Below are 13,888 nucleotides of genomic sequence, written 5' to 3'. Positions count from 1 at the left end.
AGGGGAGTAACTTATGGGTAAACCTACAGGATTTATGGAGTACGAACGTGAAAAAGGTAAAGAGGTGGCCCCTCTCAAACGGGTAAAAAATTGGAGCGAATACTCAACAAAATTAACGGATGAATCCCTTCAAAGACAGGGGGCTAGATGCATGGATTGTGGAACCCCTTTCTGTCACATGGGAATTGAAATAAGAGGAGCGACAGCAGGCTGTCCGATATATAATCTAATTCCTGAGTGGAATGATTTAGTTTATAAAGGAAAATGGAAAGAAGCTCTAGTGAGATTACAAATGACAAATAATTTTCCGGAGTTCACAGGTAGAGTATGTCCAGCCCCATGCGAGGGATCATGTACACTTGCTATTTCAGATCCAGCAGTGTCGATTAAAAATATCGAGCGTACCATTATAGACAAGGCATTCGAAAACGGATGGATTACACCGAGAATTCCGACTAAACGTACTGGAAAAAAGATTGCAGTAATTGGCTCAGGTCCAGCTGGGCTTGCAAGTGCTGATGAGTTAAATCAAGCAGGTCATTCTGTTACTGTTTTTGAGAGGTCAGACAGAGCAGGCGGACTATTAATGTATGGTATTCCGAATATGAAACTGGAAAAAGAGATAGTGCAACGCCGAATTCATTTGCTACAACAAGAGGGAATCGATTTTGTTTTGAATACAGAGGTTGGGAAGGATATTTCTGCGGAACAATTAAAAGCAAACTTCGACGCAGTTATTTTATGTATTGGAGCTCATAAGCATAGAGAGCTTCATATGGAAGGTAGCACTTGCCAAGGTGTTTATTATGCGATGGATTATTTAACAACTACAACAAAAAGCTTACTAGATTCCAATTTTACAGATGGTCAGTTTATTAATACAAAAGGTAAAGACGTTATTGTTATTGGTGGTGGAGATACTGGAGCAGATTGTGTGGCTACTGCGATACGACAAAAATGCCGAAGTATCGTTCAGTTTGGTAAGCATCCTCAGTTGCCAGTATCAAGAGCTGAAGATAATCAATGGCCAACTGATCCGAATATATATAAATTAGAATACGCATATGAAGAAGCAGCTGCAAAATATGGGAAAGATCCACGTGAATATTTAATACAGACTACAAAAATGGTAGCTGATAGAAACGGAAATTTAAAAGAACTTCACACTATACAAATGGAAAAAGTATTAGGAGAAGATGGATTTTTCTATTTTAAAGAGCTACCTGGAACAGAAAAAGTCTGGCCAGCACAATACGTATTTGTTGCTATTGGATTTGAAGGACCTGAAACTTCATTAGCGGAACAATTTGGAGTAAATATTGTAAATAAAAAAATTGCTGCTTCTACGAAGGATTACTCCACTAATATTGAGGGAGTTTTCACTGCAGGTGATGCTAGAAAAGGGCAAAGTTTAATCGTCTGGGCAATTAAAGAAGGGCGAGAAGTAGCGAAAAAAGTAAATGAATATGTAAGTAAAAAACCAGTCATTTTATAAATGACTGGTTTTAGTCTGCTAGTGTACTAAAGTTTTTGTTTTAATTTTAATAGATAGATGGCATAATAATAGCATACTAAAAGTGGAGGCATGAGAATGATTGGCATTATTGATTACGGAGCAGGAAATTTACATAGTGTGATGAAAGCAATTGCTCGTTTAGAATATGATACAAAGCTAATTACGAAACCATCCGATCATGATGAATCGATTACAAAGTTGATATTACCTGGAGTGGGTAATGCAAAAGTTGCTATGGAAATATTAAATGAATCGGGTTTAAGTGATTATTTAAAGAGTGAAGTCGCAAAAGGAACTCCATTGTTAGGAATTTGTCTTGGTATGCAACTACTTTTAGAATCAAGTGAGGAAGGGGACGTTCCTTGTTTAGGTCTCTTAAAAGGGACAGTACCGGAATTTAAAGTGGATGCCGAAAAGATTCCACATATGGGTTGGAATCAAGTGAAAGATGTTCAGCAACATTTCTTATTCAACAACATCCCAGATAATACTGATTTTTATTTTGTACATTCTTTCTTTGCAAATCCATTAGAAGAAAAGGATGTACTAGGAACAACTAAATATGGGATAGATTTTGCAAGTGTAATAGGAAATGAGCAAGTAATGGGTGTTCAGTTCCACCCTGAAAAAAGTGGGAAATTCGGGATCCAATTATTAGATAACTACTGTAAGTGAGGAGTTCATATATATGCTAAGAAAAAGAATAGTTCCTGCAATCGATGTATTAAATGACAAAGCAGTTAAGTATGTACAATTTAGAAATCCTACTATTATCGGTGATCCTGCAGAACTTGGGAAGAAGTATACGGAAGATGGTGCAGATGAATTAATTTATTTGGACACGACGGCTTCACTAAAAAACCAAGACTTAAAAATTGAATGGATTCGTAAAGTAGCAGAACAGGTGTACATTCCATTTTCAGTAATCGGCGGTGTCCGAACAGTTGATGACTTCAAAAACTTGCTTCGAGCAGGAGCAGATAAAGTTGGAGTGAACTCTGCAGCAGTACAAAGACCTGAGCTTTTAAGGGAAGCAGCAGATATATATGGAAAACAATGTGTAGTATTAGGGCTAGATGCGATGCCAATATATAATGATCAAGAAGAAATAATCCGTTGGGAAGTTTATACACACTCTGGTCATGAAAAAACAGGGATGGATGTTGTCGAATGGGCTCAGCAAGCGACAGAACTGGGTGCTGGAGAGATTATTTGTACAAGCATCCACAAAGATGGGATGAAAAATGGCTATGATGTAGAGCTAATTAAATTACTCTCAGAAAAGACAAATGTACCAATAATTGCGTCTGGCGGTGCTGGAAAGTTGGAACATATTGAAGAGGTATTTTCAGCTGGCCAAGCAGATGCTGCACTTGTTGCTTCAATGATTCATTATGGTGATTATACAATTTCTGAAATTAAGGCCTATTTACAAAACAATAATATTAATGTTCGTTTATAAATACAAAAGGAATCGCCATAGAAATTAGCGATTCCTTTAATTTTATCCAATAGACTAATTAACTATTAACGAGCTATTTGTCACGACAGGATGTAGCTCCCCGTCAATTGCAAAAGATACTCTTCCTGTCTCTTCCGAAACAACTATTACGAGTGCATCACTTTTTTCAGATAAACCAATTGCCGCACGATGACGTGTACCTAGTTTCTTGTCTCCTACAAATATACTCGACAAAGGAAGAACATTTGATGCAGAATGTATTTGATTGCTTCTTACTAAGACCGCCCCATCATGAAGTGGATTACCAGGGTAAAAAATAGATTCTAATAAGGAGTGTGTTAGTTTTGCGCCGATGGGAGTACCTGGTCTTAAAAATGGATTAAGTATATCATTACGCTCAATTACAATTAATGCACCATGTCTTTGGTGTGATAGATGTTGAATAGCACTAGAAATATCTAAATACATATCAGTGAATGGAGATAAATAACAATTTAAATAAAAAGAAGCGGCAACTGCTTCTGCCTTTTCAAATTGTCCTTTAATAGTAGCGAGCCCTCCTAAAAGGCAAAAGTTGTCATTATCTAATGTAGTTAAACCTTTATTGATTTCAACCGAGATAGTTTCCAACTCTATTTTTAATTGTTCTTTTAGAGGTGAAAAGTCACAATTGGATTGTTTCATTTATTAAACCTCATTTCAACAAATGATGATTGTTTTGATAATTAGATTGTATGGTAAATAGTTTACCCTAAAAGAATAAGTTCATTCTTTAATATCCCGTATAACAAATCTATCCATATGCTTGCTAGTCACAATGTCTATATAATCTCAATAAAGGGGAAGAAGTACTAAGTTATGATAGATTGGGTAAACTCTAAGGGTACAGTCGATTTAAATGCAATAATTTATAATGAATTTTATAAAGACTAGTCTTTTATTGGGGAGTATAATACATGGAAAAAGAAATGGTGCAGTTAAAAGATGATTTGACTTTAGTTCAATATCTGGAAGAATTATTTGAAAAGGGAAACGGAGAAATCCAAGTAATACATGAAGCTATGTACAAGTTTATTGCTATTAATAATAATGAAATTATAGATGACCATTTAAAAGCCGTTAGACAAGAATTAGCTAAAATCTATATTTTAGTTGGAAGAATGCAAGAAGGTAAAATTAATCAAACAGATTTTCGATATACATCATTAGATATTGAATTGTTTTTTGTTAAATATCGAACAGTGATTGACCACATTATCGCATCCATTAAATTGTATTTCGAGATCCCACCTAAGCCTAGAAAAAATTTATGGGAGATATTTGAGATTCTCAATAAAAAAATAGAAGAGCACCAATTAGAAGATTATCCTTTACTCAAAAGTAGTTTGTGGTTTAAAGATATAGCAAACTATAGAAATGGTTTAGTTCATGGGGGGAGTAATTGCATGGTATTTAAGCATGATACCGAAATAATCTTTCAAATTTTTGATTTAAATTTTGATAATATCATTAATGACCTGGAATATTTAAAATATGAAAAGAACGTTTACTACTTTAGATACTTCTTAGTAGTATATATGGCATATCTACACTATTTTTTAAATGACATTTTCAACCTAATGATTACTTTAAATGGTGGAAATATTAAGTCTCAACCCCAATTTATAGAAAATGAGATGCCATTTGGTACGATTGATAATAGTGACATTATAAAGTCGTGGTGTAAAGATTGTATTAATGCCATTGAACAAGAATTAACTAAGTTTAACTAATCACTAATTTAATGCATTTTTCATTATTTTTGGAGAAGAAAGTAGAAAAAAGTAAATTGCATTTTAATAGGCGACCTTCTCTATAATTGAGTTGGTCGCCATTTAATGTAATTATCTGAGGCAATCGGAATTTTTCTCCGCTAAATATACGATAAAAAGTGGGATTCTCCATAGTTTTTTATACCAAATGCCTAAAGTGGAACGAAAGATAGTTCTTTTTTTGTTAACTTTCTATAATATTTCCCAGCCTCGTTCTTTTGCTATATTTCTCAGCTTTTCTTCTGGTTTTACCGCAACGGGGTTTCCTACGAGCTCTAACACCGGTAAGTCTGAGTAGCTGTCCCCGTATGCGAAACTATTTTCCCAATCTATTTGTTTATCCTTTAAAATTTTCAAGATATTTTCTGTTTTGCGAGGTCCATTTACGTGCGTAATGGGGGAATGGATGTCTATTTTGTCCTCTTTGTAATGTATGTCTGTACCTATAATTTGGTTAAAGGTCATCCCTGCAGTAACGCGTTGTAAAAACTGTGTATATGCTCCCGAGACAAGTAATATATGTACATCTTCCGATTGATGCTTTTCTAATCTTTCTACCACATCTTGATTAAAATCTTTTTGCATTTTATCTTTTAATTCTTCAAAATAAGCATCCATTTCAGCAGTAGATATTCCGCTGAAAGCTTCTAAATACAATTGCATGGAACGTGCTTTCATTTTTGAAGTAGGATAAAGTTTAAGTTTATTCGCAATATAAGGAGGGACGATTGATCTATAAAAGCGTTTATAATTTGTTTTATAAATGGGGTGTTCTTTTAAATGATTCATTAACAATTTAAATGTTTCTTCGGCATATAATGTTCCGTCAAAGTCAAAAATTGCGACACGCATATAATTCACCCTTTTCATTTGTAATAATATACTTAAGGTAAATTATACGTTATTTCGGAATAGAAACAATGTATTTAAAAACTCGTCCCCACAGAAGGGACGAGAAAGGGAATCAACTCATCATTTTTCCTTGTACAGGAGCATATGCGTTTAACATTGCTTGCATGCTTTGTTGATCAAGTTGTGGTACTTGGTAGTAGTGATGCTTGTTTTGATAAATAGAAAGCTCATAAGCCATTTCGATGCAGTTTGGAATTGAATCTGCAAGAACTCGACGCACTACTGGGTTTGTAGTTTCTAAAGCAGCACCAGTTTTAATTGTTGCAGCAGCTTTTGCAGCTCCCAGTAAATAACCAGAAATCATTTCGTCATTAATTTCATTTGCATTTTGCATAGGCTTTTTCGGTTGAGAAGGCTTCGTTCCATATACAAAGTCATTGCCTTGTTGCATTTTATAGCTTGTTGTTGGATGTGAAGGGTCTTGTCCAGTTTTAAAGCATTCAACCGTAATATTATATTCATCAAGTGCAAATGCATATTGACGATCCAAGATGTTCAACAATTCTTGGTCTTTTACATGTGGACGTAAAATTGTTTTCAAGTTTAAACCAGATAAAACAGTTGATAAAACTTCATGAACATCAAATACTTCATGACCACCATGATTCATTTGTTGAGAGATATTTCCGGTTTGCATATTTTGATGAGTTTGACCTTGAGCTTGACCTTGAGCTTGACCAAATGGGTTTTGAGTCATTCAATAATTCCTCCTTGTAGAAAATGTGATGAAACCATCCTCATTAGTTTGACCACATTATTCGTTCATATGCATAAAACAGGGGAAATTAAAACATTCAAGAAAATCTATGTTACAAATCCATTACAAGTGCCAGGCACCAGAAACAAACGGAAAAAATAAAACAATCATGAATAGTTGAATTCATGATTGTAAAGTATTATTTATTATTTTCTACTGCTTCTACTAATGAGAAGATAAAGGAATACAAAAATTGATAAGTTTGTTCAATTGTAGTGTCTTCGTTAAATCCTGCCATATAATTTAGTGGTAAGTTTACTTCCCATAATCCATCTTCACCAGAAAACATTAAGCTATAGTTCATCTTTTCGGAATCAAAATGTTGATTTAAGTAATCTCGTATAGACCCACCAAATTTCTTTTGTAATGCTAATCCAAACATTGCTGTGTATACTTCGAATACTTCGTCGAATTCTAATGCAATAGCATCTACATTAATAATATCAAAGCTTTTAGATTCTACATATACATATTCAGTTTGGTTTTCTTTGACATGGGAAAGTGGAGATTGAAAAAATTCCTTAGTACCTTTAGAAACCGTTTCGTCTGTTTCTTTAACGAATCGTTCAATTATAGCTTCAGAAAACTGTTCATTTTTTTCAGTTATTACTACTTTTTGTTCGGCAGAAAGCAATTGATGTCTTTCAGCATAATCTTTTTCTTCTATCAATAAATTAATTTCCACGCCATTTGCTTCGTTGATTTTTTTGGACAATTTTTCGGTTATCATAAATAATTATTCCTTTCTTCCTCTGCGATTTCTTCTGCTATCACTTGAAGGTCATATGCATCAATAATGAATAAAGAGTAGTTTTCTTTTTCAGCAAATTGTTGTGCAAGTTTTTTAAAATATCTGGGTGAACCTTCGTTTTCTTCGTCGTACACAATAAGAATTCCATCCGAATTTCTAAGTAGAAATTTATTTTTTTCGATGAATTGCCATGGAGCCTCGTAAGGTCTTTTAGTAATACTTGTATGATAATCCGCTTGAAAAAGCAAATTTCTATACTTTTCTTGTTTTTGCTCATTCCAATTTTTTTCTTGCTCCAGAAAAGGGGTTATTATAGCTAATTTTAAATGTGGAAAATCGACTTTCATCTCGAGTAATAATTCGGCAGCCCAAGTTTCAACCCCTTGTTGACCACTTAATATTATCCATTCAAGACCCTCATCCATTAGTAAAAGCAATTGATTGTATATAGCTCTTTTTATAATAGGTATTCCTGCATGTGAATCATTAAAAATACCTAATTCATGTGCTTTATAACCAGTTATAACTAAACGTTTTGTCATTCTTTTCGACCTACTTTGTTTTACATCTACATTTTATCATACCACTTAATTGTCACCATATAAATATTCATCTCATACACTAGTGTGATTGTTTAGAAAGGATAGTTAAAGTTAATCCAAATTCACAGCCAAATGTTGAGTTTGTCAGTAATGTTGAATCTTATCTTTACCAACAACTTATGAGATTGAATGGACAACATATTGCAGTTCAAACTACTAGAAGTACACTTCAAGGAATATTAACAATTTTAACTCCGGATCACATTGTATTAGATGTTAGCGGCACTCCTTTTTTTATACGAAACCAGCAAATTGTTTGGGTTACACAAGCGCTATGAGGGAAGGAGAGACTAAATGTTTAATCGTGTAAACAAGCTCCTAATAGAACTTCCCAACGTAGAATATGGTGATGCAAATGCAGCTTCGGCTGTCCAAGAGCTGTTAGGTGGAAAATTTGGTGAAATGTCCACATTAAATAATTATATGTACCAATCCTTTAACTTCAGAGGGAAATCAAAATTAAAGCCTTTTTATGATTTGGTTGCCAGTATCACAGCAGAGGAATTTGGTCATGTAGAGCTTGTCTCCAATACAATTAATCTTTTGCATAAAGGAACTTCTTTTGCCGGAGACCCAGATATAACTCCGCTTCAAAATGCTACAGATAAACGGAACACCTATTCCTTCATTGCAAATGCACAGACTTCTTTAGCTGGAGATTCAATGGGGAATCCATGGAGAGGAGACTATGTGTTTTCATGTGGAAACTTGGTACTAGACTTGCTTCATAACTTTTTCTTAGAATGTGGCGCTCGTACACATAAAATGCGTGTATATGAGATGACAGACCACCCTGCTGCTAGAGAATTAATTGGCTATTTACTTGTTCGTGGAGGTACACATATTCTTGCGTATGCAAAAGCGATAGAAATGGCAACAGGAACAGATGTGACAAAGATGCTTCCTATTCCAAGTTTAGATAATCGCGTTTTTGATCAAGCAAGAAAGTATGAGGAACGTGGATATGGAAACGTATTATTCACATGGAATAATGTAGGCGACTATAAAGATATAAAATATATTTGGAAAGGGACTAATCCAGTAAGTGGGGATCAGCTCTTTGTAAAAGAAGGTAGTCCAAAAGGATATGATATTCCTGATTTAGAGTCAAAACCTGAAGAATTCGCACCTGGCATAGGACCTGATGAATATGCAGCAATTGCTAAAAGATTAATGTCTAATATGTAAAAAGAAAGGACCGATTGTGAACTCGGTCCTATTTATTAATTATTTGTTTACTTAAAAGGTCACTAATTTCTTCTACTGAAAATCCTAGCTCATTCAACACTTCACTATTATGTTGTCCTAATAGGGGAGCAGGGCTCTTGAATTGTCCAGGTGTTTCTGAGAATTTTGCAGGGAATCCAAGTGTCTTCATCGGACCAGCTACAGGGTGTTCATAATCTAAAATCATTTCTCTAGAAAGTATGTGTTCATCTGAAAGAGTTTGGTCATATGAATAAATTGGTCCTGAAGGAATCCCGTGCTCATCTAACAGATTCAGCCAATAGGATGAGTCGTGTTCTTTTAAAATATTTTCAATTTCAACTTCTAATTCATCGACATGAAGTGAACGTATACTATTTGTTAAAAATCGTTCATCCGATATCCACTCTGGTTTATTTACTACTAATAAGCAAAATTTTTCCCAAAGCTTTTGATTAGCTGCACCGATTAAAATAAATCCATCTTTCGTTTTGTAACCTTGATAGGGTGCAGAAACTCGGTGTGCAGTACCATTCCTTCTTGGCACCTCGCCTTTTCCAAAGTATGCAGCAGCTTCCCAAACAGTCCAAGCAAGTCCGGAATCTACTAACGAAACGTCAATATACTGACCATTTCCTGATTTCAATCGATGAATATATGAAGCTAAAATAGATTGAACTGCTGTTTGAGCTGCAGCGATATCATGGATTGCAATACCTACCTTCACAGGCTTTCCAGTGCGTTCTCCTGTCATATCGATCAAACCGGAGAGACCTTGAGCCATAATATCAAAGCCACCTTTATTCTTGTAAGGTCCAGTTTGGCCATAACCAGATATAGAACAATAAATAATAGCAGGATTAATTGATTTTAACGAATCATAATCAATACCAAGTTTCTTCGTAACACCTGGACGATAATTCTCGATGAAGACATCTGCATCTTTTATAAGTTTATATAATATTTTCAAGCCTTCTTCTGTCTTCAAATTAAGACATATCCCACGTTTATTTCTGTTTACCATCATATACATATAACTTTCTTCGTTAATATATGGACCCATTGTTCGGGTATCATCGCCCTTAGGAAACTTTTCCACTTTAATAACATCAGCACCCATATCTCCTAGCACCATTGTGCAATAGGGACCAGCAAGAACTTGTGATAAATCAATTACTTTCATTCCTTTTAAAGCTTGTTCCATTTCCAACTTCCCACCTTTAAATCTGCCATTAGCTTCTAACAATTTTTAATTTGCGAAGCTCCTCTAAATTACGTGCTCCACTCAAAGAAATAGACACATTTGTTTCTTGAAGGAAATTTTCAAGAACCCTTTCCACACCAGCTTGCCCACCACTAGCAAGCCCCCAAACAAAAGGACGTCCGATGCAAACTGCAGTTGCACCTAGTGCTAGAGCTTTTACAGCATCTGAACCTCGTCTTACGCCACTATCAAATAGCACAGGGATTTGCCCTTTTACGACTTCTACTATTTCTGGAAGGGCATCGATACTTGCGATAACCCCATCTAACTGACGACCACCATGATTTGAAACAATTATTCCATCTATCCCTTTTTCAATTGCTAGCTTTGCGTCTTCTGGATGGAGAATACCTTTTAGCAAAATCGGCAATGAAGTATACTCTCTTAATTCTTCGATATTGTTCCAATTTAAAGTAGGATGATAGATGTTCTCTATCATACTATCAATAATGGCATCCACCGAATGATCTGAAAGGGCAGCCATAAAAATAGGGTCAGAAGTATAATTTCCTTGACCAAAACCACGTTTAAGTGGGGAGAACTGATTTCGAACATCTTCTTCACGCCAGCCAAGCATAACTGTATCTACCGTTAACACAATTGCTTCATACCCGGCAGCTTCTGCTCTTCTAACCATGCTAAATGAAATTTCTTTGTTTTGAGACCAATATAATTGGAACCATTTCGAACTGCCTTTAGTTGCATCTGCAATTTCTTCGATGGAATAACTAGATACGGTACTTTGTATATATGGATAATTAAATTTTGCCGCTGCTTTAGCAACAGCAATTTCTCCATCCTCATGTGCGATTTTATTTACTCCTACAGGAGCTATGAAAAGGGGATGAGGATATGTATGTCCAAGGATAGTTACTTCTGTATTTAAAGTAGAAACATCAGTAAGAAATCTTGGTACAATAGAATACTTTTCAAATGAATTGCTATTTTTACGATATGTTTCTTCACCGCCAGCAGATGACCGGATGTAACCAAATGGACCTGCATCTAATTTTTCCTGTGCAGCTTGTTCTAATTCACTAAAATTAATAGGGTATTTTTCATTAGAACCAATATTATCTAGTAACAAATCATTATTTTTTATAGTTGACATGAGCTCACCTCTTAAGAAAAATTAGGTTTTCTTTTCTCTAAAAATGCTTGAATTCCTTCTTTATAATCATCTGAACTGAATGAATCTAAAATTAGTTGTTCAATTTCTTTCGTTTCTGCATTTTCACCGTCTATAATCGATTGGATTACTTGCTTGATGCCATTATTTGCTACAGAAGATTTACGTGTAATTTTTTCGGCAAACTCAAGACATTTCTCTTCAATCTCTTCCATAGGAAATACATAATCGATTAAACCTAATTCTTTTCCTTCTTCAGCAGAGATTAACGAAGCAGTATAAAGTAATTCTTTTGCTTTTGAAGGACCGATTAAATTCACTAAACGCTTAGTACTTGTTAAGTTATAAATAATTCCGATATTTGAAGCGGTAATACCAAGTTTACTTCCTGAGGTAGCAAATCTAAAATCACAAGAATTAGCTAGCTCTAACCCACCACCAATTGCCAATGTTTTAATAAGAGCTATTGTTGGTTTTGGAAAACGATACAATTTCTCAATAGACTCCAAAGTTGCATCATTATAATCTTTTGCTTTTTGTGCGGAAAAACGATTTTCAAGGAATTCTGATATGTCAGCTCCAGAAGAGAAGGCTGATTCGTCCACACCTTTTAAAATTAATATTTTTATTTTAGAATCACTTTCGAGCTCATCCAAAATAATACCTAGCTGTTTAAACATAGCGAGTGAAAAAGAGTTTTTCTTCTCTGCCCGATTAATAATGAGAGTAGCGATTGATCCGTTACGTTCAACATACAAATAGTTAGTCATATGAAAACCTCCGATTAATCTTTCTTCAATCTTGCTGCTAATCTATTGCCGATGGATTGAATACTTTGTACGAGGATAATTAAAATAAAGACAGTAGCGTACATTACATCAACTTCGTAACGTAAATGTCCAAAACGGTAGGCTAAATCTCCAAGTCCACCAGCTCCGACCATTCCAGCCATGGCAGTTGCGCCAATTAAACTAACTGTTGAAATAGTTAATCCTAAAATGATAGAAGGGCGTGCTTCTCTTAAAAGTACATGCCAAATTATCGATTTAGTTTTTATCCCCATCGCTGTATAGGCCTCGATTACACCATTCTCTACTTCAAGTAAGGCAGACTCCATTAAACGTGCGATATAGGGAGCAGTATAGATAACTAATGGAACTATAACTCCTTTAACACCGATTGTCGTACCAACAATTATTTTCGTAAAAGGAAGTATAAAAAAGAGTAAAATGATAAAAGGAACTGAACGTACTATGTTAATAAATAAATTACTAATTTGATATAAAACTTTATTTTGTAATGCCTGACCTGGTCTAGTTAATACGATTAAAATTCCTAAAGGAATTCCGATTAGGACAGAGAAAAACAGTGAAATTCCAACCATTTGGAAGGTTTCAATCACTGACTTTCCGATAATCGGTAACCATTGCTCTGTAAACTGTTCATATCTGCTCATGATTGTCCCTCCAAATCTTCAGTACCAACTCCGTGGTCTTCTAGAAATTTTAGTGCAGCAGTTACTTGGTCCTTCACACCAATTAAATGAACGACAATGTTTCCAACGATCCCATTTTTTAATTCAATAATATTAGCAGTTAAAATATTTGGCTGAACATTGAATTTTTGGCTAACTTCTGCGAGTAGAGGCTTACCTGTACTTTCTCCAACAAATGTTAAACGTGTAACAGCTCCTGTAACATTTAACTGAGTGATCAAAGTAGCAGAGAGATTTCGCTGACTAATTGTACTTAAAAACTTTTTAGTAGTTGGATGACTTGGTTTAGTGAATAGATTAATAGCAGTGTTCTGCTCAACCACTTCTCCATTTTCCATTACATATACATAATCACAAATCTTTTGAATCACATTCATTTCATGCGTGATCAGTAAAATTGTTATTCCAAGTTCTCTATTAATTTTTAATAATAGTTCTAAGATAGAATCGGTTGTTTCAGGATCAAGCGCACTAGTTGCTTCGTCACTTAATAACACTTCCGGTTCTTGTGCAAGAGCACGTGCAATTGCGACCCTTTGCTTTTGACCACCTGATAATTGATTTGGATAGTTATGATGTTTATCTGTCAGCCCTACAATTTCTAAGTATTTGTTTACTCTCGTTTTTACTTCTGTTGGATCATACCCAAGAAGTTTTAGAGGGATGGCTATATTATCGTAAACAGTAGCTGTTTTTAATAAGTTGAATCCTTGGAAAATCATTCCGATTTTATTTCGGACTTTTCTTAGTTTAGGAAGGGGAAGGGAGGTAGCTTCCTTGCCGTTAATGATAACTTTGCCTTGAGTAGGTTTTTCAAGCAGGTTTACGCAACGAATGAGTGTACTCTTTCCGGCACCGCTGTATCCTATTACTCCATGAATTTCGCCTTTTTTTACATGAATATTGACATTTTTCACTGCTTTTACAATGCCATTCTTGCTGTTAAATTCTTTCGATATATTTTCTAATACAATCATTGTTTG

16 protein-coding genes are annotated in these 13,888 nt (G+C 34.9%); 6 read left to right on the top strand and 10 right to left on the bottom strand.

What is annotated here, in order from left to right; translation table 11 throughout:
- The first annotated feature begins 13 nt into the window (after nucleotides 1-13).
- From gltD to hisF, 3 genes are all read left to right on the top strand, one after another.
- The gene (gltD, locus tag P2Q73_RS11630; protein ID WP_275787204.1) at nucleotides 14-1,495 is read left to right on the top strand and encodes a glutamate synthase small subunit; all 1,482 of its coding nucleotides are present in this window, start codon (nucleotides 14-16) and stop codon (nucleotides 1,493-1,495) included.
- A 96-nt stretch (nucleotides 1,496-1,591) separates the two neighbouring features.
- Nucleotides 1,592-2,191, top strand: coding sequence for an imidazole glycerol phosphate synthase subunit HisH (gene hisH, locus P2Q73_RS11625; protein ID WP_056829601.1), 600 nt, complete (start codon nucleotides 1,592-1,594; stop codon nucleotides 2,189-2,191).
- Nucleotides 2,192-2,204: 13 nt separating this feature from the next.
- Nucleotides 2,205-2,978, top strand: coding sequence for an imidazole glycerol phosphate synthase subunit HisF (hisF, locus tag P2Q73_RS11620; protein ID WP_275787199.1), 774 nt, complete (start codon nucleotides 2,205-2,207; stop codon nucleotides 2,976-2,978).
- A 54-nt stretch (nucleotides 2,979-3,032) separates the two neighbouring features.
- Here hisF and cdaS read toward each other — a convergent pair whose 3' ends face one another.
- Entirely contained in the window at nucleotides 3,033-3,662 is a 630-nt protein-coding gene (gene cdaS, locus P2Q73_RS11615; RefSeq protein ID WP_056829606.1) for a sporulation-specific diadenylate cyclase CdaS, read from the bottom strand.
- A gap of 272 nt (nucleotides 3,663-3,934) precedes the next feature.
- On the opposite strand from cdaS, the gene P2Q73_RS11610 reads away from it, so the two are divergent.
- Entirely contained in the window at nucleotides 3,935-4,750 is an 816-nt protein-coding gene (locus P2Q73_RS11610) for a hypothetical protein (RefSeq protein WP_275787195.1), read from the top strand.
- Between the two features lie 231 nt (nucleotides 4,751-4,981).
- On the opposite strand, the gene P2Q73_RS11605 is transcribed toward P2Q73_RS11610, so the two are convergent.
- The 4 genes from P2Q73_RS11605 to P2Q73_RS11590 form a co-directional block, all read right to left on the bottom strand.
- Nucleotides 4,982-5,641, bottom strand: a complete 660-nt coding sequence (locus P2Q73_RS11605; RefSeq protein ID WP_056829609.1) for an HAD family hydrolase — start codon at nucleotides 5,639-5,641, stop codon at nucleotides 4,982-4,984.
- A 112-nt stretch (nucleotides 5,642-5,753) separates the two neighbouring features.
- On the bottom strand, nucleotides 5,754-6,398 hold the full coding sequence (locus P2Q73_RS11600; RefSeq protein WP_275787192.1) for a spore coat protein: 645 nt from the start codon (nucleotides 6,396-6,398) through the stop codon (nucleotides 5,754-5,756).
- Nucleotides 6,399-6,597: 199 nt separating this feature from the next.
- Nucleotides 6,598-7,188 carry a branched-chain amino acid aminotransferase gene (locus P2Q73_RS11595; protein WP_275787189.1) on the bottom strand — a complete coding sequence of 197 codons (591 nt, stop codon included), beginning with the start codon at nucleotides 7,186-7,188 and terminating at the stop codon, nucleotides 6,598-6,600.
- Nucleotides 7,185-7,751, bottom strand: a complete 567-nt coding sequence (locus P2Q73_RS11590) for an SLOG family protein (RefSeq protein WP_056829615.1) — start codon at nucleotides 7,749-7,751, stop codon at nucleotides 7,185-7,187. The genes P2Q73_RS11595 and P2Q73_RS11590 overlap by 4 nt, the downstream gene beginning before the upstream one ends.
- A gap of 101 nt (nucleotides 7,752-7,852) precedes the next feature.
- Here P2Q73_RS11590 and P2Q73_RS11585 point away from each other — a divergent pair, with 101 nt between their 5' ends.
- Entirely contained in the window at nucleotides 7,853-8,089 is a 237-nt protein-coding gene (locus tag P2Q73_RS11585; protein ID WP_275787481.1) for a DUF2642 domain-containing protein, read from the top strand.
- A gap of 16 nt (nucleotides 8,090-8,105) precedes the next feature.
- Nucleotides 8,106-8,999: a manganese catalase family protein gene (locus tag P2Q73_RS11580; RefSeq protein WP_275787184.1), complete on the top strand. Its 894-nt coding sequence runs from the start codon at nucleotides 8,106-8,108 to the stop codon at nucleotides 8,997-8,999.
- A gap of 28 nt (nucleotides 9,000-9,027) precedes the next feature.
- On the opposite strand, the gene P2Q73_RS11575 is transcribed toward P2Q73_RS11580, so the two are convergent.
- From P2Q73_RS11575 to P2Q73_RS11555, 5 genes are read right to left on the bottom strand one after another with little or no spacing between them, the layout of a single operon-like run.
- Nucleotides 9,028-10,221 (bottom strand): CaiB/BaiF CoA transferase family protein, encoded by a 1,194-nt coding sequence (locus P2Q73_RS11575; RefSeq protein WP_275787182.1) that lies wholly within the window; start codon nucleotides 10,219-10,221, stop codon nucleotides 9,028-9,030.
- Between the two features lie 28 nt (nucleotides 10,222-10,249).
- A complete protein-coding gene (locus tag P2Q73_RS11570; RefSeq protein ID WP_275787179.1) occupies nucleotides 10,250-11,392 on the bottom strand; it encodes an alpha-hydroxy-acid oxidizing protein in 1,143 nt (380 codons plus the stop codon).
- Nucleotides 11,393-11,403: 11 nt separating this feature from the next.
- Complete coding sequence (locus tag P2Q73_RS11565) at nucleotides 11,404-12,180, bottom strand: enoyl-CoA hydratase/isomerase family protein (RefSeq protein ID WP_056829623.1); 777 nt, start codon at nucleotides 12,178-12,180, stop codon at nucleotides 11,404-11,406.
- 14 nt (nucleotides 12,181-12,194) lie between these two features.
- A complete protein-coding gene (locus P2Q73_RS11560) occupies nucleotides 12,195-12,866 on the bottom strand; it encodes a methionine ABC transporter permease (protein WP_275787175.1) in 672 nt (223 codons plus the stop codon).
- The gene (locus P2Q73_RS11555; protein ID WP_275787172.1) at nucleotides 12,863-13,882 is read right to left on the bottom strand and encodes a methionine ABC transporter ATP-binding protein; all 1,020 of its coding nucleotides are present in this window, start codon (nucleotides 13,880-13,882) and stop codon (nucleotides 12,863-12,865) included. The genes P2Q73_RS11560 and P2Q73_RS11555 overlap by 4 nt, the downstream gene beginning before the upstream one ends.
- Nucleotides 13,883-13,888: the final 6 nt, after the last annotated feature.

The organism is Bacillus sp. Cr_A10, from assembly GCF_029222665.1.
Taxonomy (GTDB): Bacteria; Bacillota; Bacilli; order Bacillales_A; family Planococcaceae; genus Psychrobacillus.
Note: the sequence above shows the minus strand (reverse complement) of the source record. Positions and strands in the feature narration are given on the sequence as shown.

What these genes read in the sequence shown, in the direction of transcription:
- gltD (WP_275787204.1), top strand. Translation starts at nt 14, where the DNA reads ATGGGTAAACCTACAGGATTTATGGAGTACGAACGTGAAAAAGGTAAA.
- cdaS (WP_056829606.1), bottom strand. Translation starts at nt 3,662, where the DNA reads ATGAAACAATCCAATTGTGACTTTTCACCTCTAAAAGAACAATTAAAA.
- P2Q73_RS11610 (WP_275787195.1), top strand. Translation starts at nt 3,935, where the DNA reads ATGGAAAAAGAAATGGTGCAGTTAAAAGATGATTTGACTTTAGTTCAA.
- P2Q73_RS11605 (WP_056829609.1), bottom strand. Translation starts at nt 5,641, where the DNA reads ATGCGTGTCGCAATTTTTGACTTTGACGGAACATTATATGCCGAAGAA.
- P2Q73_RS11565 (WP_056829623.1), bottom strand. Translation starts at nt 12,180, where the DNA reads ATGACTAACTATTTGTATGTTGAACGTAACGGATCAATCGCTACTCTC.
- hisF (WP_275787199.1), top strand. Translation starts at nt 2,205, where the DNA reads ATGCTAAGAAAAAGAATAGTTCCTGCAATCGATGTATTAAATGACAAA.
- P2Q73_RS11580 (WP_275787184.1), top strand. Translation starts at nt 8,106, where the DNA reads ATGTTTAATCGTGTAAACAAGCTCCTAATAGAACTTCCCAACGTAGAA.
- P2Q73_RS11555 (WP_275787172.1), bottom strand. Translation starts at nt 13,882, where the DNA reads ATGATTGTATTAGAAAATATATCGAAAGAATTTAACAGCAAGAATGGC.
- P2Q73_RS11595 (WP_275787189.1), bottom strand. Translation starts at nt 7,188, where the DNA reads ATGATAACCGAAAAATTGTCCAAAAAAATCAACGAAGCAAATGGCGTG.
- hisH (WP_056829601.1), top strand. Translation starts at nt 1,592, where the DNA reads ATGATTGGCATTATTGATTACGGAGCAGGAAATTTACATAGTGTGATG.
- P2Q73_RS11575 (WP_275787182.1), bottom strand. Translation starts at nt 10,221, where the DNA reads ATGGAACAAGCTTTAAAAGGAATGAAAGTAATTGATTTATCACAAGTT.
- P2Q73_RS11560 (WP_275787175.1), bottom strand. Translation starts at nt 12,866, where the DNA reads ATGAGCAGATATGAACAGTTTACAGAGCAATGGTTACCGATTATCGGA.
- P2Q73_RS11570 (WP_275787179.1), bottom strand. Translation starts at nt 11,392, where the DNA reads ATGTCAACTATAAAAAATAATGATTTGTTACTAGATAATATTGGTTCT.
- P2Q73_RS11600 (WP_275787192.1), bottom strand. Translation starts at nt 6,398, where the DNA reads ATGACTCAAAACCCATTTGGTCAAGCTCAAGGTCAAGCTCAAGGTCAA.
- P2Q73_RS11590 (WP_056829615.1), bottom strand. Translation starts at nt 7,751, where the DNA reads ATGACAAAACGTTTAGTTATAACTGGTTATAAAGCACATGAATTAGGT.